This is a genomic window from Pyxidicoccus sp. MSG2 (assembly GCF_026626705.1).
GTDB lineage: Bacteria > Myxococcota > Myxococcia > Myxococcales > Myxococcaceae > Myxococcus.
The window spans coordinates 202,490-222,136 of the sequence record NZ_JAPNKC010000001.1 but is presented as its reverse complement, the minus strand read 5'-3'; the positions used below and the strand labels follow the sequence as shown (position 1 = coordinate 222,136).

General features: G+C 69.2%; 18 protein-coding genes. 11 read left to right on the top strand and 7 right to left on the bottom strand.

The annotated features are described in order from the left end of the window. The first annotated feature begins 126 nt into the window (after positions 1-126). Together OV427_RS00950 and OV427_RS00945 are read left to right on the top strand one after the other, a co-directional pair. A complete protein-coding gene (locus OV427_RS00950; RefSeq protein ID WP_267854222.1) occupies positions 127-1,929 on the top strand; it encodes a S8 family serine peptidase in 1,803 nt (600 codons plus the stop codon). Further along, entirely contained in the window at positions 1,926-2,141 is a 216-nt protein-coding gene (locus OV427_RS00945; RefSeq protein WP_163999391.1) for a DUF5818 domain-containing protein, read from the top strand. The genes OV427_RS00950 and OV427_RS00945 overlap by 4 nt, the downstream gene beginning before the upstream one ends. A gap of 22 nt (positions 2,142-2,163) precedes the next feature. Here the strand turns inward: OV427_RS00945 and OV427_RS00940 are convergent, their stop codons facing one another. Then, the gene (locus OV427_RS00940; protein WP_267854221.1) at positions 2,164-3,342 is read right to left on the bottom strand and encodes a type II CAAX endopeptidase family protein; all 1,179 of its coding nucleotides are present in this window, start codon (positions 3,340-3,342) and stop codon (positions 2,164-2,166) included. Positions 3,343-3,407: 65 nt separating this feature from the next. On the opposite strand from OV427_RS00940, the gene OV427_RS00935 reads away from it, so the two are divergent. Genes OV427_RS00935 through OV427_RS00920 form a run of 4 tightly spaced genes read left to right on the top strand, consistent with a single transcriptional unit; the run spans position 3,408 to position 6,159 of the window. Next, complete coding sequence (locus OV427_RS00935; protein ID WP_267854220.1) at positions 3,408-4,229, top strand: hypothetical protein; 822 nt, start codon at positions 3,408-3,410, stop codon at positions 4,227-4,229. Next, positions 4,169-4,513: a hypothetical protein gene (locus tag OV427_RS00930; RefSeq protein WP_267854219.1), complete on the top strand. Its 345-nt coding sequence runs from the start codon at positions 4,169-4,171 to the stop codon at positions 4,511-4,513. The genes OV427_RS00935 and OV427_RS00930 overlap by 61 nt, the downstream gene beginning before the upstream one ends. Then, positions 4,514-5,698 (top strand): cytochrome c3 family protein, encoded by a 1,185-nt coding sequence (locus OV427_RS00925; RefSeq protein ID WP_267854218.1) that lies wholly within the window; start codon positions 4,514-4,516, stop codon positions 5,696-5,698. A gap of 29 nt (positions 5,699-5,727) precedes the next feature. Further along, positions 5,728-6,159 (top strand): Ig-like domain-containing protein, encoded by a 432-nt coding sequence (locus OV427_RS00920; protein WP_267854217.1) that lies wholly within the window; start codon positions 5,728-5,730, stop codon positions 6,157-6,159. Position 6,160: 1 nt separating this feature from the next. Here OV427_RS00920 and OV427_RS00915 read toward each other — a convergent pair whose 3' ends face one another. The 6 genes from OV427_RS00915 to OV427_RS00890 form a co-directional block, all read right to left on the bottom strand. Further along, complete coding sequence (locus OV427_RS00915) at positions 6,161-6,658, bottom strand: DUF6265 family protein (protein WP_267854216.1); 498 nt, start codon at positions 6,656-6,658, stop codon at positions 6,161-6,163. 2 nt (positions 6,659-6,660) lie between these two features. Further along, on the bottom strand, positions 6,661-9,150 hold the full coding sequence (locus tag OV427_RS00910; protein WP_420718344.1) for a 1-acyl-sn-glycerol-3-phosphate acyltransferase: 2,490 nt from the start codon (positions 9,148-9,150) through the stop codon (positions 6,661-6,663). A 79-nt stretch (positions 9,151-9,229) separates the two neighbouring features. Continuing rightward, positions 9,230-10,951, bottom strand: a complete 1,722-nt coding sequence (gene argS, locus OV427_RS00905) for an arginine--tRNA ligase (protein ID WP_267854214.1) — start codon at positions 10,949-10,951, stop codon at positions 9,230-9,232. Positions 10,952-11,026: 75 nt separating this feature from the next. Then, entirely contained in the window at positions 11,027-12,724 is a 1,698-nt protein-coding gene (locus OV427_RS00900; RefSeq protein WP_267854213.1) for a hybrid sensor histidine kinase/response regulator, read from the bottom strand. A 100-nt stretch (positions 12,725-12,824) separates the two neighbouring features. After that, the gene (locus tag OV427_RS00895) at positions 12,825-13,553 is read right to left on the bottom strand and encodes a HEAT repeat domain-containing protein (protein WP_267854212.1); all 729 of its coding nucleotides are present in this window, start codon (positions 13,551-13,553) and stop codon (positions 12,825-12,827) included. 88 nt (positions 13,554-13,641) lie between these two features. Then, positions 13,642-14,808: a J domain-containing protein gene (locus OV427_RS00890; RefSeq protein ID WP_267854211.1), complete on the bottom strand. Its 1,167-nt coding sequence runs from the start codon at positions 14,806-14,808 to the stop codon at positions 13,642-13,644. A 112-nt stretch (positions 14,809-14,920) separates the two neighbouring features. On the opposite strand from OV427_RS00890, the gene OV427_RS00885 reads away from it, so the two are divergent. The 5 genes from OV427_RS00885 (at position 14,921) to fusA (ending at position 19,586) form a co-directional block, all read left to right on the top strand. Next, positions 14,921-15,649 carry a hypothetical protein gene (locus tag OV427_RS00885; protein ID WP_267854210.1) on the top strand — a complete coding sequence of 243 codons (729 nt, stop codon included), beginning with the start codon at positions 14,921-14,923 and terminating at the stop codon, positions 15,647-15,649. Continuing rightward, positions 15,646-16,140 (top strand): ribosomal protein S18-alanine N-acetyltransferase, encoded by a 495-nt coding sequence (gene rimI / locus OV427_RS00880; RefSeq protein ID WP_267854209.1) that lies wholly within the window; start codon positions 15,646-15,648, stop codon positions 16,138-16,140. Before OV427_RS00885 ends, rimI begins: the two co-directional genes overlap by 4 nt. A gap of 226 nt (positions 16,141-16,366) precedes the next feature. Beyond that, positions 16,367-16,738 carry a 30S ribosomal protein S12 gene (rpsL, locus tag OV427_RS00875; protein ID WP_164016133.1) on the top strand — a complete coding sequence of 124 codons (372 nt, stop codon included), beginning with the start codon at positions 16,367-16,369 and terminating at the stop codon, positions 16,736-16,738. A gap of 154 nt (positions 16,739-16,892) precedes the next feature. Then, positions 16,893-17,363, top strand: a complete 471-nt coding sequence (rpsG, locus tag OV427_RS00870; protein WP_044191600.1) for a 30S ribosomal protein S7 — start codon at positions 16,893-16,895, stop codon at positions 17,361-17,363. 147 nt (positions 17,364-17,510) lie between these two features. Further along, positions 17,511-19,586, top strand: coding sequence for an elongation factor G (fusA, locus tag OV427_RS00865; protein WP_267854208.1), 2,076 nt, complete (start codon positions 17,511-17,513; stop codon positions 19,584-19,586). Positions 19,587-19,647: the final 61 nt, after the last annotated feature.

Sequence of the window (19,647 nt, the reverse complement as noted above, 5' to 3'; positions counted from 1 at the left end):
TTCTTTACCTCCGGGCCCTTGCACGCCGGGAGAGGGGGCGTACAGACTGTGAGTGCAGACCCAATCGTTTCGTCGTTCGTTCGTAGGGGTCTTCTGGAAGAGCCTCGTTCCTCAAGGAGTAGCCCGATGCGGATGGTGCGATGGACCCTGGGTGGCGCGGTGCTGGCCGTGACGCTGGCGACCGCGTGCGCATCTCGCTCCGATGAGCAGGCGCCGCCGCCGACGGAAGCAGAGGCTGTCGCGGCCGAAGCACTCGAGCCCATGGACGTGGTGGATGGCGCCATCGTCGTGGACTTCAAGGATGGCACCACCAAGGCCGAGTTCGACGCCTGGGAGGCCGACTGGGGCGTGGACCTGGAGCTCAACTCCGTGGAGAGCGCCGACGAGGCCCTCACCCTGGCGGTGGGCGTGGATGACGTCGAGGGCACGCTGGCGCGCATCCGGCAGAACCCCAACGTGGAGGCCGCCGAGCCGCTGATGGAGGTCCGGGCGAGCTTCACGCCGAACGACCCCAAGTACTCGGAGCAGTGGAACCTCCGGATGATCGACATGCCCAAGGCGTGGGATCGCAACCACGGCAAGGGCGTGGTGGTGGCGGTGCTCGACACTGGCATCGCCTACGAGGACTACGACGAGTTCAAGCAGGTACCGGACCTCAAGGGCGTGAAGTTCGTGAAGGGCTACGACTTCGTGAACGACGACGAGCACGCCAATGACGACCACGGTCACGGCACGCACGTGGCGGGCACGATTGCCCAGGCCACCAACAACAAGGAGGGCGTGGCGGGCGTGGCCTTCGAGGCGACCCTGATGCCGGTGAAGGTGCTCAACCACTTCGGTGGCGGCACCACGGCGGACATCGCGGACGCCATCCGCTTCGCGGCGGACAAGGGCGCCAACGTCATCAACATGTCCCTGGGCGGCGGCGGCTACTCGCAGGTGATGGCGAGCGCGGTGGAGTACGCGCGCAAGAAGGGCGTCACCGTGGTCGCGGCGGCCGGCAACGGCGGGCGCGCTCGCGTCGAGTTCCCCGCGGCCTACCCGGGCGCGGTGGCGGTGTCGGCGGTGGGGCCGGATGGTGTGCTCGCGCCGTACTCGTCCTATGGCAAGGAGCTGGACATCGCCGCGCCGGGTGGTGACAAGCGCCGTGGCGACCAGGGCGGCATCCTCCAGAACACCATCGACCCGCGCAATCCGGCGCAGTCCGTCTATGCCTCGTACCAGGGCACCAGCATGGCCACCCCGCACGTGGCCGCGGTGGCCGCCATGCTGTACGCGGCCGGCGCCAAGGGTCCGGACGAGGTGGAGAAGGCGCTGTACGCCGGTGCGAAGAAGGTCGCGGACCAGGCGTGGAGCGAGCAGTACGGCCACGGCCTGCTCAACGCGGAGGCCTCGCTGGCGTCGCTGAGCGGCGGGCTGTCCCAGTGGCCGCCGCTGTACTGGGCGCTCGCGCTGCTGGCCTTCGTGCTGCTGACGCTGCGTGGGGGCGCCCGTCCCGGCTACCTCAACGTGCTCTTCAAGCCCGCGTTCCTGCTCCCGCTGCTGCTGTCCACGGTGGGCGCCTTCTTCCTGAAGAACTGGTTCGGTGGCGCGGAGGGCGCCGCGGGTGACGTGGTGAACGTGGCCTCGCTGCCCATCCCCGACTGGGAGCGCATCATCTTCGGCCGTGGCAAGACGGTGAACCCGCTGTTCTACAGCGCGCTCATCCCGCTGCTGCTCTCGCTGCCTTCCATCAAGTGGCGCGGTCTGCGCGCGGCGGTGGGCGGCCTGGCGCTCGGCTTCGCGGGCTTCCTCGCGTACTCCGCGTGGGCGGGGGCTCCGGCGCTGGCGTGGATGCCCTTCACCTTCCTGGCCAAGCCGTGGCTGGGCTTCAACACCGTCCTCTGCATCGTCATCGCCCGCGCGATGCTCAAGAAGGATGAGCCGTGAAGCTCACCGGCCGCGTCGTCTTCCGAGACATCGAAACCGGCGTGTGGGTGCTCGAGGGCGACGACGGCACCACGTACCAGCTCGCTGGCGGCGACCGGAAGATCAAGAAGGACGGCCAGCGAATCGAAGCCGAGGGCCGCGTGGACAAGGACCTGCTCACCAGCGCCATGGTGGGCCCCGTGTTCCACGTCAGCTCGTACCGCTTCGTCTGACGGCAGGCGTGCTCCCGCCGGGTCAGGGCTCCTTCTGGAGGCCCAGGGCCCGGCGGTGTGCGTGGGCCTGCCGCTCGCGCTCCTCGTGGTAGGCCTCCATTGACGTCTCGCCACGGCGCGCCGAGTTGCGGAGCACCTGGAGTGCCTTTCGCTCTGCCTGGAGCCCGGGGGGAGAGTCCTTCTCGAGCTCGGGCAGCGAGTGCTGCGCGTCGTAGAAGTTGAGGGAGATGCCGCGCGCATCCACCGCACCCAGCGCGACCAGCGACAGCGTGGCGGCCATCACCCACGGCAGCAGCAGCCCTGCCAGTGAGGGGCGCGGCTCGGGTGCTCGTGCTTCCTCATCGGTGGCTCGGGCCTGCCCGCCCAGGAGCCCCGGGTAGTGGCGCGCGGCGGTGAAGAGCGCGGACAGGCCGACGAAGCCCAGGCCCGCCAGCGCCAGCACGGCGCGCGGGTCCGTCTCCCCGTCGGTGGATTCCTGTCCCAGGGCCTTCGCCGCGAGGAAGAGCACGGAGGACACGAGGTTGTTGGCCGCGTGCGCCGCGATGCTCGGCCAGAGCGAGCCGGTGCGCAGGTAGAGCCACCCGAAGAGCAGCCCCAATTCCACACGTGCGGCGAAGCCCACCGGGTCCAGGTGGAACGCGCTGAACACCACGGCCGTCACCACCAGCGCGCGCATCGGAGAGGCCGGAGGCGCGGGCGTCAGCCCCCGCTGGAGGATGCCGCGGAAGAAGAACTCCTCGCACAGCGGTGCGGCCACGGACACGCCCGAGAGGAGCAGGGCCAGCTCCACGGGTGACTGGCCCTCGAAGAGGCGCGAGGCGTCGAACAGTTTCGTCAGCCACTCCGGAGCGAGGCTCTGGGCCCCGAACTGGATGGGCACCACCAGCGCGAAGAAGTTGGCCACGCCCAGCAGGAAGCCGAAGAGGGTGGCCGCGCGCGGTGCAGGCGTCAGCCCGGTGTACTCACGCGGCCGCCAGCCGTTGAAGCGCAGCATCACCCAGCCCAGGCCGAGGAAGACGAACAGCTCGGTGAACCAGATGCCGAAGGCCGGGTTGATGAACTGCACGATGCCGCCCACGGTGATGAAGAGCGCCAGCGCGAGCGCGCTGCCCGCCACCGCCATCGTGCGCGGGCTCGTCGGAGCCGGGGGAGGCTCGGGCGGCTGCGGCGGCTGTGAGTCGCTGGGACCGGAATCTTCCACCGTTTCGTCTCCTTGTTACGAAATGCCGAACTGCCCGCGGTGCGGCTTCCTATACTGTCCGCACGTTGACGTCCTTCATCCTGGCTCGAACAGCGCGGCGGACGTGGTGCAGGTGCTCGCGGACCCTGGGGGCCCTGGGCACCCTGTGGCTCGGCCTGGGAGCGGTGACGTCGCACGCGGCGGCGTTCCAGGTGGAGGCGCGCACCGAGGCGCAGGCGTACCAGATCCGCGCGTGGCGTGGCACCACGCCGGAGGACCCGGTGCTGCTGCCGCGCCGGCGCATCGTCCAGTACCTGGGCCTCAACGCCTTCGAGCTCGTCACCGGTCAGGACATGGGCTTCGAGTCCAACCTGCGCGTCTGGGCGGACTTCGGCCTGCCGCGCGGCGAAGCGGCGCTGGTGGACGGGCTCAAGTCCGAGGACGCGGAGTTGCTCCACGCCTACGTGCGCTACGCGAAGGGCGGCTTCGAGGGGCGGCTGGGGCGGCAGCTCTACGCGGACGTGACGGACATCCTCGCGTTCGACGGACTGCGGCTTCGGTACGTGAGCAGGCTGGGCCTGGGCGTGGAGGCCATCGGCGGGCTGTGGGTGAAGGGCGCGAGCGTCCTCGGCTCGTCGGTGTACCAGCTCGACGGCACGCGGACTCCATCTGGTACTACTTCGCGTGGGCCCCGAGGGACGAGGCGCGGGTGCGCGTGGACTTCCTGCCCGTGGGCGCGCTGCGCTACTACGTGCAGGGCATTGGCAGCCTGTACCACGACGACCTCAACCCGGAGCTGGGTCTCGCATCGCAGGTGGACGGGGAGGGCGCTCCGGAGACGCGCAGCGTGGGTGGAGCGGTCGGTGCGGCGCTGCGGAAGGGCGACTTCCGCTCGGCGCTGGACGTGACGTACCGCACGGGCTACGGCGGGGACCAGCTCTGGGCGGACCTGACGGGCGGCTACAGCTTCGGCCGCGACGGCCTCACGCTGGACGGGCGGCTGTCCTTCGCGCGCATCTTCGATAGCTTCAACCCGCGGCTGGGCGGCAACTTCTACGGCGCGCAGGTGTGGGCCAGCCGGGCCTTGAGCCGCGCGGCTCGGCTGTCGCTGGTGCTGGAGCAGAACGTCAATTCCTTCACCGACTCGGACACGAAGGGCTTCCTGCTCTTCGACCTGAAGGCGAGCCTGTAGATGCCGCACCGTCCGAACCGCACCGTGTTGCTGGGGCTGGCCACGCTGTCGCTGCTGGTGGGCGCTGGCGTGGCCTGGGCCGCCACGGGCCGTGAGCGCAGCCTGGCCGTGTACCCCGCGCAGCATGTGCCGCTGCGCTTCGACCACGGCCAGCACCTGGAGGCCGGCGCCGAGTGCGTCACCTGCCACGACGCCGCGCGCACCAGCCAGTCCCCGAAGGACCGCAACCTCCCCGGGCACGAGGAGTGCGAGACGTGCCACGACATCGACGCGGCGAGGAAGGGCAAGCGCACGGACCCGCCGTCCTCGTGCACGACGTGCCACCCGGGCTTCGACCCCACCGTGCGCATGGAGCCCGCGAAGCTGGTGGTGCCGTCCGCCAACCTGCGTTTCAGCCACCAGCAGCACGTGGAGAAGAAGGTGGACTGCACGGTGTGCCACGGCGAGATGAAGGACGTGCAGCTCGCCACGAGGCAGCAACTGCCGAAGATGGCGACATGCTTCACGTGCCATGACGGCAACGTGGCGTCCAACACGTGCAAGAGCTGCCACCCGACGGAGGCCTCGGGACGGCTGAGACTCACGTTCGACGCGGGGCTGCTGCGTCCCATGCAGGGCAACCCGCTGGGGCTGGACCACGGGCCGCGCTACGAGTTCAACCACGGCCCCCGCGCGACGGTGGACCGGCTGACGTGCCAGCAGTGCCACAGCGAGAGCTACTGCCAGACCTGCCATGACGGCATGCAGAAGCCGCTGTCCGTGCACCCCAATGACTACATCACGCTGCACCCGGTGCAGGCTCGCGCGGGCACGCCGCGCTGCGAGAGCTGCCACCGCGCCCAGTCCTTCTGCGTGGCGTGCCACGAGCGCACTGGCGTGGGCATGGACGCGGATGCCTCGCTGCGCCCGCGCAACCTGAAGGTGCATCCGGACTACCAGGCGTGGGTGGAGATCATCGGGCCGCAGCACCATGGCATCGCCGCGTCGAGGGACATCGGGAGCTGCATCTCCTGCCACCGCGAGGAGTCGTGCACGAGCTGTCACTCGTCACTGTCCACGCGCCGGCAGATAAACCCGCACCCGGCGGGCTTCACGCAGGCCTGCAAGCGGCTGGCGGGGGCCAACGACAGGGCCTGCCTCAAGTGCCACACGCCGGAAAGCCTGGCGGAGAAGGGGTGCCGGTGATGCGGCGGCTCATGTTTCCGCGAGGCCTCGTGTTCGCTGCTCTCTCCTCATTGACGGGGTGCCTGGACCCCGGAGACCCCATCTACTCCCGCCGCGATACGGACCCGCCGGAGGTGCTGTCCACGACGCCCGTCGCGGGAGGCACGGTGGCGCCGGGCGGGACGCTGCGCATCACCTTCTCCGAGACGATGGACCCGCGCACCCTGCGCCCGGGAATCGCCGTCTTCGCGGGCCGGGACGAGGTGGCGCTCACGCTGGCCGCACCCGAAGTGTCCGACGTGGATGCCGATGTGGAGCGGGGAGACCGGCCGTACACGGTGGAGGCCACGGCGGCGGAGGGCAGCACGCTCCAGCCGGGCATGGCCTACACGCTGGTGCTGCGAGACAGCCTCACGGACCTGGAGGGCAACCCGCTGACCGGCGAGGTGCGCGTGGCCTTCCGCACCACCGCCGGGCCGTGAGCTACATCCGCGTGTAGAGGAAGTCCTCCGCGACGGCCTTGCCACCCTCGTCACCCTCGACGCGTGCGGTGAGCCTGTCCGCCGACTCGCGCCGGTAGAGGATGCGCTTCGGGTGGTCATGCTCGGGGTTCTCGAAGAGCGCTTCCCGCTCCGAGCAGCGCACGAGCTTGAACTCGACGCCCGGGCGGGCCTTCGGATGGGCGATGTAATAGAGCCCGTCCGGCCGCGCCTCGATGCGCAGGTACTCGAAGAACACCGTCCTGCCCTGCGAGACGAAGCGGCTCATCCCGAGCATGGAGTCCCCCGACGCCTGGGTCCAATGCTCATCCACCGTTCCCGGACCTGACGGGCCCTGCCAGTCGCCCGCCATCCACGCCACGTCGGTGATGGACGTGCCGCAGGCGTGCGTACGCGCAGCAGGAGCCGTCGGCGGCGTGCTCCGGCACGAGAGCAGGGCCGCGGAGCAGAGCACCACGGGAAGGAGGGACCGCGGCGGCATGCTCATGCCCGCTTGAGGTACTCGCGGATGTCGTCGGCGAGCTGCTTCCGGTTCCGTTCGCCCTGCTCGGTGGTGACCACCTCGAGCTTCTTGTCCTTCTCGACGAGGTACTTCTGGTCCAGCAGGTAGGCCACCGCGTTCTCCAGGGTGACCTTGGCCAGGGACTCGGCGGCGGTGATGCGGCCCGCGTGGTACTCCGCGCGGCCCGTCTCCAGGGCGAGCTTGATGAAGGCCTTGCGGTCCGTCGCAACGCCCGTGGCCACGTCCTCCAGCGTCATCGCCGCCAGCAGGTACGCCTCCAGGTAGTCGCGAAGCAGGTCCGCCAGGAACTCCAGCTCCGGGCGAGCGTGGGGCTCGGGGGCGAGCGTCAGCGTGTCGCCCTCGTGCATCACCAGGCCCATGCGCACGAGCCGCTCCACCGTCTCCGCGAAGATGGTGTCGAAAGTGAGGCCCACCCGGTAGATGAACTCCACCTTGAAGAGGCGCGACAGGAACAGCGCCCGGGCCTTCACGTCGTCGTACGGCGCGGGAGAGCCGCCCGCGAGCAACGCGTTGGCCACGAGGCTGCGCGCGGCCATCAGGTTCATCAGCGTGTTCTTGTAGAAGGACATCTCCGGGCGGCGGGCGTCCTCCACCTGGTAGATGACCTCGCCGCGCGCCTCCTGGGTGCGCACCATCTCGTCGGAGATGAAGGTGCGCATGGCGTCCTGGATGGGCCCCATCGTCTCGGGGTTGCTCGGGGCGTTGCGCAGCTCCACGGACAGCGGCGAGCCGTCCTCCAGGGCGATGCGGCGCAGGACGCTGATGCGGTCCGCCAGTTCGCGCTGCGTGAGGCCGCGCCGGCGGTGCGCCAGCAGGGCGGTGCTCACCAGCGCGTGCGGCGTCACGGTGGATACCTTGCTGATGCCGTACATCACCCGGTTGCCCAGCGCGCGCACCAGGCTCTTCTTCTGCTCGTCCGTCACCGGCTCTTCGGGATTGAGCCCGCGAGCCTGCATGAATTCCTGCAGGGAGATGGGCTCGTCGAAGCTCAGATGGATGCGTCCGTAGCGCGCCGCCAGCACCTTGGGCGTGCTCAGGAGCGCCTTCAGGTCCTCCGGCTTCTTCTCCCCTCCGGCCAGCTCCTTCGAGTAGCTGCCGGACTCCACGACCTTCTCGTAGTCGATGGCGACGGGCACGAACATGAGGTCGTTGCGCGCGCCTTCGAGCACGGACTCCACCTGCCAGGTGAACATGCCCAGCTTGGGTGTCAGCAGCTTGCCCGTTCGCGAGCGCCCGCCCTCGGGGAAGAACTCCTGGTGGGTGCCGTCATGCACGAGCTTGCGGACGTACGCCTTGAAGGCCGCGGAGTAGACCTTGTCGTCCTTGAACGAGCGGCGCAGGAAGAACGCGCCGCAGCGGCGGAAGATGGAGCCCAGCGGCCAGAAGGAGAGGTTGGCGCCCGCGGCGACCAGCGGCACGGTGTAGCCGCGGCTCCACAGAATCCAGCTCATCACCAAGTAGTCGACGTGGCTCTTGTGGCTGGGGCACAGGACGAGCGGTGCCTTGCCGGCGGCCTTGAGTGCGCGGTGCAGGCCCGCCTCGTCCACCTCGATGCCGTCGTAGATGCGGTTGAACACCCACTCCAGCACGGGCGCGATGAAGGCCAGCGTGGTGGGGCTGGGCCTCGCGGCGATGGCCTCCAGGTTGCGGCGGGCCTCGCGCAGCACGCTCTCCTGCTTGCGGTTCGTCGAGGCGGCGTGCTCGTCCAGCACCTTGCGCAGGGCCCTGTCTCGCAGCGTCTCGTCGATGACCCGGGCGGCGGGCTTCACCGGCGGACCGAACACGGCGCGCGTCTCGCGGGCCAGGTGGACGTGGAGCGTGCTGCGCACCTTGCGCGCCAGCACCTCGTCCGAGTCCTTCGGGTTCTCCTCCACGAAGCGCCGCAGGTCGATGGGCTCGCCCACGCGGAACTGCGCGCGCTTGTAGTTGCGGAAGAACGCGAGCATCGAGTGCAGGAAGCCCGGTGCCTCCGGGCTCCCGAACACGATGTCCACCCAGTTGGGCTTGAGGCGCGCGGTGCGCTTCTCCCAGATGAACAATTCCGGCACCAGGTACATCGGCCGGTCAGACTGGCGCGCCATGGCCACCAGGGCGGGGAAGGGGTCCTCGCGCGTCTCCTTCCCGGAGGGGGCCAGCAGCGCCGTGCGGCGCAGGAAGACGAGCCCGCTGCCGCCATTCTGCCGTGCGTACTCGAAGCGCTGCGCGTAGTCGCCGCGGTGCTTCGTCTGCCGCCAGGGGCGGGTGAACCACGGCCGCAGGTTGCAGACGGCGCGCACGGGAGGCAGCGCCCTGCGGACCATGGCCCAGGTCAGGTAGAGGAAGTTCACCCACGCCGTGGAGCGCATGACGTGCACCACGAAGCCCTTCGCGTGGAGGGAGCGCAGCTCGTCCTCGGTCTCCGCGGAGAAGTGGACCCCGTCCAGATAACGGGCTCCCAGCGCCCGGCCCATGGGGCCGAACTCTTCCTTCAGCGAGGCCTCACCCTGATTCCCAGTCTGAGTCAGCACGGTGTCCACGGTAGCCCCCCGGCTACATGTTGTCCGGCGTCGGAATGCCCAGAAGCGTCAGGCCCGCCGCCAGCGTAACCCGGGTGGCGTCCGTCAGCGCCAGTCGCGCCGCGCGAAGTGCATCATTGTCCTCTACGAGAATGCGCTTCTCGCGGTCCTGGTTGCCGGCGGTGAAGTAGCGGCTGAAGGCGGCGGCCACGTCCAGCAGCAGGCGCGCCACGAGGCTCGGCTCGTACTGCTCGGCCGCGTCGCGCACCACCTCGGGCAGGCGCATGATTTCGCGCAGCAGCGCCTGCTCCTCGGGCAGCGTCAGCAGGGACGCATCGTAGCTCGCGGGCGCGCCACCGCCCTTGCGCAGCACGCTGACGGTGCGCGCGTGGGCGTACTGGAGATAGGGGCCGGTGTGGCCCTCGAAGCTGAGCACCTCGTCCCAGTCGAAGGTGTAGTCGCTGGCTCGCTTGTGCTTGAGGTCGCCGAAGGCGATGGCACCCAGGCCGATCTGCTCGGAGAGCTGGTCCGCGTCGCCCGTGTGGATGCGGCCGGCCTCGATGTTCTCCTTCACCTTCGCGGAGGCGCGCTCCTTCGCCTCGTCGAGCACCTCGCTGAGCTGCACCACCTGACCCTTGCGCGTGCTCATGCCGTGGATGCGGCCGAAGGCCACATGCACCACCCGGTCCGCCCAGGGCTGGCCCATCTCCTTGAGCGTGCGGAACACCTGCCGGAAGTGCAGCGCCTGGTCCTGCGCCACGACGTACAGCGACTTGTCGAAGTGGAAGCGCTCGTACCGGTCCTCCGCTGCCGCCAGGTCGCGCGTGGCGTACAGCGTGCTGCCGTCGTTCTTCTTCAGCAGGATGGGCGGCTCGTTGTCGGCGTAGGGCAAATCGACGATGAGCGCGCCCTGGGACTCCTTCACGCCGGGCTTCTTCGCGATCTGCTCGATGACCGCGTCCATCTTTCCCTGGTAGCGGCTCTCGCCCTCGATGTGCTCGAACTCGATGCCCATCCGCGCGTAGATCTGCTTGAAGCCGCGGATGCTCGTCTCTCGGAACTGATTCCAGAGTTTGAGCGCCTCGGCATCGCCCGCCTCCATGCGCCGGAAGAACTCGCGAGCCTTCTCGTCGAACTCGGGCTCCGCCTCGGCGCGCTTGTTGGCCCGGACGTACACCTCCACGAGGTGCGCCATGTCGTCGATGCGCGCCGGGTCGCCGTACTCCTGGAAGCCCACCGCGACGAGGCCGAACTGCTTGCCCCAGTCGCCCAGGTAGTTGATGCCCTCCACCTTCCAGCCCAGCGCCCGGTAGATGTTGGCGATGCAATGGCCGAGGAACGTGGTGCGGATGTGGTGGAAGCCGATGGGCTTGGCGATGTTGGGCGACGAGTAGTCGATGGCCACCGTCTTGCCGCGTCCCGCGTCCGCGTCACCGCCGTAGGCCAGCCCCGCCGAGCGCGCCGCGTCGATGACCTCGGCCGTGAAGGGGAGGGGGGCGAAGCGGGCGTTGACGTACGGGCCCACCGCCTTGATTTCGAGCCCCGGCACGCTGAGCGACTGGGCGAGCCCGGCGGCGATGGCGGGGGGCGCCTTCTTCTGCGCCTTGGCGAGGGGGAAGGTGGCGAAGCTCAAGTCACCGTGCGCGGGCTCGGCGGGCTTGATCTGCGCTTCAATCTCGGACGCCGGCACACCCAGGGCCGTGGCGAGGCCCTGGGCGAATGCGGCGCGGTATCGGGAGTAGACGGAGGAGCTCATGGGAACGCGGCGATACTAGACAAACCGAGGCGCCTTCCGGCCACCTCTTGTTCGCGCCCAGGCTCATTCCGTCACTCAGGGTACGGCTGGTGCCCGTCGGCTGGGCCGCACCACGGCGGACACCGTGTCCAGCAGCTTGGGCAGTTGCAGGGGCTTCTCGAAGAAGCCGTCGATGCGCTCCAGCCCCTGGCCCGAGGTGAGGGACGCCACCTCGCTGGCTCCCGAGATGATGTACACGACGATGTCGGCCAGCGACTCGTTGCCGCGGATGAAGCGCAGCACCGACTGCCCGTCCTCCTCGCTCAGCCGCAGGTCGAGCAGCACCATGGCCGGGCGGATGTGCGACAGGATGGAGCGCGCCTCCGAGGCCCCCGAGGTGGCCATCACCCGGTAGCCCTCCTGCTCCAGCACCTGTTGGAGGACCTCGCGGCAGTCGGCGTCGTCCTCGACGAGGAGGATGCCACCGGACTTGGGCGCCGCCTGGTTCAGTTCCGGCGTGCTGACGGCCCCGGCGAACATCGGCAGCACCATCTGGAAGGTGCTCCCCTCGCCGAGCACGCTGGAGGCGTCCATTCGCCCGCCGTGCAGGGCGACAATCTTGCCCACCAGGGGCAGGCCGAGGCCCGCACCGGGCGGACGGGGCATGCCCGGCTGCGCGCGGTAGAAGGCGTCGAAGACGTGCTCCAGCGCCTCGGCGGACATGCCGGGGCCGCTGTCCTTGACGGTGAACGTGGCCAGCCCGTCCTCGGCGGACACCCGCACCTCGACGGTGTCGTCCACCTCGCTGTGGTGGATGCCGTTCTCGACGAGGTTGTGGATGGCCTCGGCGATGCGCTCGCGGTCTCCACGGACGAAGACCTCGGGGCAGGGCGGAATCACGACGCGCACCTTGCAGTGCTCCGCGAGGGCGCCCAGCGCGCGCACCACCTCTTCGGCCACGGACTTGAGGCCGAAGGGGCGCTGGTTGAGCTGCATCTTCCCGGACTGGAGCCGGGACATGAGCAGCAAATCGTTCACCATGCGCAGCATGCGGTCCGAGTTGCGGTCGCAGATCTGCACCGCGCGGCGCTGGGAGTCCGTCAGGGGCCCCAGCTTCTCGCGCCCCATCATCGCCAGGTAGGACTTGATGGTGGTGAGCGGGTTCTTCAGGTCGTGCGAGACATTGCCGAGCAATTCCTCGCGGTTCTGCTCCAGGCTCTTGAGGCCGGCGATGGCCGTCTGGAGGTCCTTGTTGCGGCGGGCGCTGTCATCGCGCAGGCGCGCCACCTCGTAGGCGGCGGTGAGCTGGGCGGCCAGCGACTCCAGCAGCGTGTCCGAGGGCTCGCGCCGGGCCCCGAGCACCACCAGCACGCCGGTGACGCCCTGGGGGCTCTCGAGCGGGACGGCCACGGTGTCGCCCTCGCGCAAGAGCGTCTTCGTGGCGAAGGCGCGTCCCACGACGCCCTCGCCCGGGACGGCGGCGGTGACGCGGTCGTCGTAGCGGCCGCGCACGTGCTCCACGTGGAGCTGCTCGCGAGAGGGGAAGTGGCGGGCCACGTAGCAGACCTTCGGCTTCAGCAGCGCGTGGATGGTCTGCAGGTGGGAGCGCAGGGCCTCGGTGGGCCCCGCGTTGTCCGTCAGGTGCCGCGCCATCTCCAGCAAGGCACGGTTGGCGACATCAGCATCCACCGGAGGGGCAGGCTTCACCGTCCGTCGGGCGGGCTTCTTGGCGGTCTTCGCAATGGGACGCAGTGGTACGACTTCGGCCAGCGGCCCCTTCTTCTTCGTGCGCACGTGAGGATCCTGCTCCATGTTCCGCGCGCGAGGGAACGGCCCTGTCTCGCAGGGCCTTCCGGAGGACAGTGGTCGTGTCGGCTGCCCGACAGCCCGGACCTCAGGCCCGGCGCTGGATGCGGCCGTCCTGACCCAGGGCGTACGGCTCCACGAGGAGCGGTTGCACCTTCGTCTGGTAGCCGTCCACGGAGAAGCCACCCTCCGCCAGCGCGGCCAGGGCGGAGGTCTGCACCCGGCGGGCCGTCTCGTCGGCGGTGAGGAGCTTCAGCATGGGCTCGCGAGCCGGCTCGTACTTGAAGGAACCGAGCGCCTTGAGCGCGGCGATCTTCACGTCGTCCGACATGTCCTCGAGGAAGGGGAGGACGACCGGCGGAATGCGGGGGTCCGCCTTGCCCGTGACGTGGTGGAGGAGGACGACCTTCTTCTCGGGGTTCTTCGTGTAGTGCGCGGACAGGTGCCGGAGCGCATCCACGCAGGCGCCGAGCACCTCGTCCTCCGTGAGGAGCTCACCCAGCAGTCGCAGCGCCCACGAGGTGGCCGCCTCGTTCTTGCCGAGGAAGTCGGTGATGGGCGGCACGGCGTCCTTGCCGAAGCTCCTGACGAGGTCGAACGTGCGCTCCTTCTCGTCGGCGTCCGTGGTGAGCGGGTCCACGGTGATGGTGAAGCGGCTGAGCAGCACGCTGACGGCCTCGGGGAACTTCATCTCCCCCAGCTGCTCGATGGCCTTCTGCCGTGTCGCCGGGTCCCCGTACTTCTGGGTCACCTTGGACTTGAGCTTGAGGGCTTTGTCGGGGCCCGAGCCGCCCGTGAAGATGTCGAAGAGGCCCATGTGCGCGTGTGCTCCGTTTCCTGCGACAGCGTGAAAGTAGGTGGTGCCGTCTATGCCGAGGCGGCGCCTGGGACAAGAGACAAAGGGGTCAGAGCGTCAGCTCGCGGCGGACATCGTCGCGATAGGCGCGGGAAAGTGTTTCGGCCGCGGCACGTGCCTCGGCACTGGCGTCCTCGGGCACCTTCACCTGGAGGTGCAGGTAGAGGTCGCCGGGCGCCCCGCCCTTGAGAGAGGGCACCCCGCGCCCCTTCAGGCGCATCCGCCGTCCGGACTGGGAGCCCGCGGGCACCTTTACCGTCACCTCCCCCTGGAAGGTGGGCACGCGCACGTCCGCGCCCAGGATGGCCTCCGGCACCGTGACCGGCAGGTCGATGTGCAGGTCGTCGCCCTCGCGGCGCACCAGCGGGTGCTCGGCGACATCGGTCTCGATGTAGAGGTCGCCCGGAGGGCCGCCCCGGGGGCCGGCGGCGCCCTGGCCGGACAGCCGCACCTTGGAGCCCGTCTGCACTCCGGCGGGTATCTTCACCGTCAGCCGCGTGGTCTCCTCCTTGATGCCAGAGCCGCCACACTGGGGGCAGGGCTCCATCGCCCGCCCGGTACCCTGGCAGTTGGGGCACACGCCGCTGCCGCCGAAGAGGCCCGCCCGCCGGGGCCGGCCGGTGCCGTTGCAGGTGGGGCAGGTGCCCATCTTCCCCGAGTCGCCCCGGCCGCTGCACGCCGAGCAGCGCCCGGGCCGGGAGATGGAGAGGGTCCGCTCGGAGCCGGAGACGGCCTCGTTCAGGGTGAGCTGCACGCGAGCCGTCAGGTCCTCGCCGCGCTCCGGGCCGGACGCCCTCCGCCGGCCGAACATGTCGGCCGCGTCGAAGCCGCCCGCGCCCGCGCCCGCGCCGCCCCGGCCGCCGAAGAGGTCGCTGAAGAGGTCGCCCAGGTCGAAGCCCTCGGCGCCGAAGGGCATGCCCCCCGCGCCGCCGCCGCTCGTGGCCGCGGACTTGTAGGCGCGGTAGGCCTCCGCCTTCTTCTCGTCGAAGCCGATCTTCTCCGCGTCGGGGCCGAACTCGTCGTAGAGCTTGCGCTTCTTCGCGTCCGACAGCACCTCGAAGGCGGAGCTGACCTGCTTGAACTTCTCCTCGGCGGCCTTGTTCCCGGGATTGACGTCCGGGTGGTACTTGCGCGCGAGCTTGCGGTACGCCTTCTTGACGTCCTCCGCCGAAGCCCCGCGGTCCACACCGAGAATCTGGTAATAGTCGTCCGCCATTTGTTCCCGCCGTGATGTACCTGATTGAACGTAACCAGCCGGTGGGAGCGCGCCAGCTTGGAGTGCCCGGTTGGCGGGAGATGTATAAAGTCGCCGGAAGATGAGGGAGGCCATGGAAGCGCCGCGCCAGGCTGGAGCGGGAACCCTGTGGCTGGTGGTCTGGCTCCTGTTCGTGCCCGTTACGGGGGCCCGGGCCGCGCCCCCGCCAGCCCCTGACGCCCGGACCGCATCCGCGCCAGAAGCCGACTCCCGCGTCGTCGACCGGGTGGTGGCCATTATCGAGGGCCAGGTGCTCACCCTGAGCGAGCTGCGCTTCGAGGCCCGGGTGGCGCTCGTCCAGCGAGGGGGCGTGCAGGCCCTGGAGGCCCCGCTCGACGAGGACACGCTCCGAGGCGCCCTGGAGCTCATCATCAACCAGCGGGTCCAGGTGCTGAACGCGGACCGCCTCCAGGCGTTCCCCGCCGAGCCGGCCGAGGTCCAGACGCGGCTGGCCGCGTTCCAGGCCCGCGTGGGCGGGGAGGCCGCGTTGCACCGCTTCCTCGCGCGGCACGACATGGACCTGAACGCGCTGGAGGGCGTGCTGGCCCGGGGGCTGCGGGCGGAGCGCATCCTGGACAGTCGCATCCGGCTGCGCGCGCAGGTGGGTGAGACAGAGGTCCGCCGGTACTTCGAGCAGCACGCAACCGAGTACCCCTCGGACTACGAGGCGGTGCGCGCCGCCATCCGGGAGAAGCTGGTGCGAGAGCGGTACGGGGTGCTGGCGGCGGAGGAGCTGGCCCAGGTCCGGGGCTCGGCGCAGGTGCGCCGGGTGGCCCCCTTCGCGCGGGAGGCGCGGCGATGAGGCGGATGCGCGAAGACTCCGCGCCGCACGGGAAGCCCGACTTCGTCATCCGGCAGATGACGGTGGCGGACATGCCGGCGGTGATGGCGCTGGAGAAACAGGCCTTCCGGAACCCCTGGTCCCCGGAGTTGCTCCAGCGCGAGCTGCAGCACGAGTGGTCCACCATCCTCCTCGTGGAGGAGGAGCTGAAGGAGGGGGGCCCGCTGCTGCTGGGGCTGGCCATCTTCTGGATCGTCCACGACGAGGTGCACGTGCTCAACGTGGCCACCGCCCCGGAGCACCGGCGGCGCGGGGTGGCCCGGGCCGTCATGGACGAGGTGCTCGCCCGGGGCAAGGGCCGGCGCTGCACCCTGGCCACGCTGGAGGTGCGCCGCAGCAACGAGGCCGCGCTCCAGCTCTACAAGTCGCTCGGCTTCCGTCCGGTGGGCATCCGGCCGAACTACTACGTGGACGAGGGCGAGGACGCCATCGTCATGGTCCTCGACTTCTAGCCGCACGCGGAGTAGACGACCGCCCCGCCGTATACCCGCCGTGCTTCGTCGCTTCGGGCGACGGGGAATGGACCTCCGGGGCCCTGCCGGTTCATAGGCAGGGTCCAGGCCGTGCTTGACACGGAGGGGTCCCTCCCTATACTCGCGGCCCTTTCCGTAGTCCTGTAGGTAGATATGCGCCGCCTGGTGTGTCTGGCGGTGGCCAACCCCGAAGAAGAGGTATCAGTTGCCGACCATCAGCCAGCTGGTTCGCAAGGGCCGCGAGAAGCTTGTCATCAAGGGCAAGAGCCCCGCGCTCAAGGAGTCCCCCCAGAAGCGTGGCGTCTGCACGCGCGTGTACACCACGACCCCGAAGAAGCCGAACTCGGCCCTCCGCAAGGTGGCCCGTGTTCGTCTGACCAACGGGATCGAGGTCACGTCCTACATCCCCGGCGTGGGTCACAACCTCCAGGAGCACTCGGTGGTCATGATCCGCGGTGGCCGTGTGAAGGACCTCCCGGGCGTCCGCTACCACATCATCCGTGGAACGCTGGACTCCGTGGGCGTCGCGGGTCGCAAGCAGAGCCGCTCCAAGTACGGAGCCAAGCGTCCGAGCTGATCGCTCGTCACGCGGACCACCTTCGTCTCGCAGTGTTTTCGGACGTCTCGCCCCACACCCTGGGGAGCGTCCGTGGGAAGTTCCTCGCAGCAGCTCATGAAGCCCCGTTGATTGCTCTCCAAGTGGGAGTGGGGCGTAAGGGAAGAGAGTAGAGATGCCTCGTCGTCGCGTAGTCGCCAAGCGCAAGATTCTGCCGGATCCGAAGTTCCAGGACCGCCTGGTCACCAAGTTCGTCAACGACCTGATGCGGAAGGGGAAGAAGTCCATCGCCGAGGGCGTGTGCTACGGCGCCTTTGCCCTCATCGAGGAGCGCGCGAAGGAAGACCCCCTCAAGACGTTCAAGAAGGCCCTCGACAACGTCAAGCCGGTGCTCGAGGTGAAGAGCCGCCGCGTCGGTGGCGCCACCTACCAGGTGCCCGTCGAGGTCCGTCAGGATCGCCGCGTCGCCCTCGGCATGCGGTGGATCATCAGCTACGCCAAGGCGCGTGGCGAGAAGACCATGCAGGAGAAGCTGGCCGGCGAGATCATGGACGCCGCCAACAACCGCGGCAACGCGGTGAAGAAGCGTGAAGACACGCACAAGATGGCCGAGGCCAACAAGGCCTTCGCTCACTACCGCTGGTAGGCCCTCGAGGCTTCGCGGTTGCCGCCCGGATGCAGATGCTGCATCCGGGCGGTTTTGTTAGATGGCGCAGCAGGTTCTCTGAAATCGTCCGGTCGGTGGGTGACGCGGCGTGGAGGCCCGTCCCGCTTTTTGGAGAGGTATTGAGTCATGGCCCGTGAGCATCCCCTCGAGCGCTACCGCAACATCGGCATCATGGCGCACATCGATGCCGGCAAGACGACGACCACCGAGCGGATCCTCTTCTACACCGGCGCCATCCACCGGATGGGCGAGGTGCACGAGGGGAACACCACCACCGACTGGATGGTGCAGGAGCGCGAACGCGGCATCACCATCACGTCCGCCGCGATTACCGCCTTCTGGACCCGGAACGACCAGCGCTACCGCGTCAACATCATCGACACGCCGGGACACGTGGACTTCACCATCGAGGTGGAGCGCTCCCTGCGCGTGCTCGACGGCGCCGTCGCCGTGTTCGACGGCGTGAATGGCGTGGAGCCGCAGTCCGAGACGGTGTGGCGCCAGGCGGACAAGTACAAGGTCCCCCGCATCTGCTTCATCAACAAGATGGACCGGGTGGGCGCGGACTTCGAGATGTCCGTGGGCACCATCAAGGACAAGCTCGGCGCGCGCGCGGTGCGCATGCAGCTGCCGCTGGGCACCGAGGACAAGCTCCGCGGCGTCATCGACCTGCTGAAGATGAAGGCGCTGGTGTTCCACGACTCGGAGCAGGGCAGCCGCTACGACGAGGTGGACATCCCCGAGGAGTTCCGCGAGGCGGCCGAAGCGGCCCGCGGCGAGCTGCTCGAGGCCGCGGCCGAGCAGGACGACGCGCTGACGGAGAAGTTCCTCGAGGGCCAGGAGCTGACCGAGGAGGAGATTCGCGGCGCCATCCGCAAGGGCTGCGTGGGGCTGAAGCTGTTCCCCGTGTTCTGCGGCTCGGCGTTCCGTCACAAGGGCGTGCAGCCGCTGCTGGACGCGGTGGTGGACTACCTGCCCAGCCCGCTGGAAATCCCGCCCGTGCATGGCAAGACGCCCAAGGGCGAGGACGCCATCCGCGAGACGAAGGACGACGCACCCTTCAGCGCGCTGGCGTTCAAGATCATGAACGACCCCGCGTTCCAGTCGCAGACGCTGACGTTCCTCCGTGTCTACTCGGGACGGCTCGAGGCGGGCACGGCGGTGTGGAACTCGGTGAAGGGCAAGCGCGAGCGCGTCAGCCGCCTGGTGCAGATGCGCGCGGACAAGAAGGACGAGCTCACCGAGTGCTTCGCCGGCGACATCTGCGCGGTGGTGGGCCTGAAGCTGGCCAGCACCGGCGACACGCTCTGCGACGACAAGCAGCCCATCATCCTGGAGCGGATGGAGTTCCCCGAGCCGGTCATCGACATCGCGATCGAGCCGAAGTCGACGGCGGACCAGGACAAGATCATCCAGTCGCTGCAGCGCCTGGCGATGGAGGACCCGTCGTTCCGCGTGAAGACGAACGAGGAGACGGGGCAGACCATCATCGCCGGCATGGGCGAGCTGCACCTGGAAATCATCGTCGACCGGCTCCTGCGCGAGTTCAAGGTCGACGCGAACATCGGCAAGCCGCAGGTGGCGTACCGGGAGACCATCACCAGCCAGACGCAGGCGGAGGGGAAGTACATCCGCCAGACGGGCGGCCGCGGCCAGTACGGCCACATCTGGCTGCGCGTCATGCCCAACGAGCCCGGCAAGGGCTTCGCCTTCGAGAACAAGGTGACGGGCGGCGCGGTGACGAAGGAGTTCGTGGACGCGGTGCGCGAGGGCGTCGCCGAGTCCATGCAGAACGGGCCGGTGGCGGGCTACCCCATGGTCGACGTCAAGGTGGAGGCCTACGACGGCTCCATGCACGACGTGGACTCCAGCGAGATGGCCTTCAAGATCGCCGGCTCCCTGGCCTTCAGGGATGCCGTGCGCAACGCCACGCCCGTGCTCCTCGAGCCCATCATGAGCTGCGAGATCGTCACGCCCGAGGACTTCATGGGCGACGTCATCGGCGACCTGAACGGCCGCCGCGGAAAGGTGCTGGGGATGGTGCCCCGGCCCGGTCGGGTGCAGGCCATCCAGGCGCAGGTGCCCCTGGCCGCCATGTTTGGCTACTCGACCGACCTGCGCAGCCGCAGCCAGGGAAGGGCGACCTACACCATGCAGTTCAGTCACTACGCGCCCGCGCCGAAGACGGCGCTCAACCGGTGACCGCGGTACGCCTGGCGGAGTGCTCGCCGGGCGATTTCAGTTGACGTTGCGGCACGATTGG

Bases quoted from the DNA above. Each gene is read 5' to 3' on its own strand.
- OV427_RS00950 (WP_267854222.1), top strand. From the start codon at position 127: ATGCGGATGGTGCGATGGACCCTGGGTGGCGCGGTGCTGGCCGTGACG.
- OV427_RS00925 (WP_267854218.1), top strand. From the start codon at position 4,514: ATGCCGCACCGTCCGAACCGCACCGTGTTGCTGGGGCTGGCCACGCTG.
- OV427_RS00915 (WP_267854216.1), bottom strand. From the start codon at position 6,658: ATGCCGCCGCGGTCCCTCCTTCCCGTGGTGCTCTGCTCCGCGGCCCTG.
- OV427_RS00910 (WP_420718344.1), bottom strand. From the start codon at position 9,150: ATGGGCCGGGCGCTGGGAGCCCGTTATCTGGACGGGGTCCACTTCTCC.
- argS (WP_267854214.1), bottom strand. From the start codon at position 10,951: ATGAGCTCCTCCGTCTACTCCCGATACCGCGCCGCATTCGCCCAGGGC.
- OV427_RS00895 (WP_267854212.1), bottom strand. From the start codon at position 13,553: ATGGGCCTCTTCGACATCTTCACGGGCGGCTCGGGCCCCGACAAAGCC.
- OV427_RS00890 (WP_267854211.1), bottom strand. From the start codon at position 14,808: ATGGCGGACGACTATTACCAGATTCTCGGTGTGGACCGCGGGGCTTCG.
- OV427_RS00885 (WP_267854210.1), top strand. From the start codon at position 14,921: ATGGAAGCGCCGCGCCAGGCTGGAGCGGGAACCCTGTGGCTGGTGGTC.
- rimI (WP_267854209.1), top strand. From the start codon at position 15,646: ATGAGGCGGATGCGCGAAGACTCCGCGCCGCACGGGAAGCCCGACTTC.
- rpsG (WP_044191600.1), top strand. From the start codon at position 16,893: ATGCCTCGTCGTCGCGTAGTCGCCAAGCGCAAGATTCTGCCGGATCCG.
- fusA (WP_267854208.1), top strand. From the start codon at position 17,511: ATGGCCCGTGAGCATCCCCTCGAGCGCTACCGCAACATCGGCATCATG.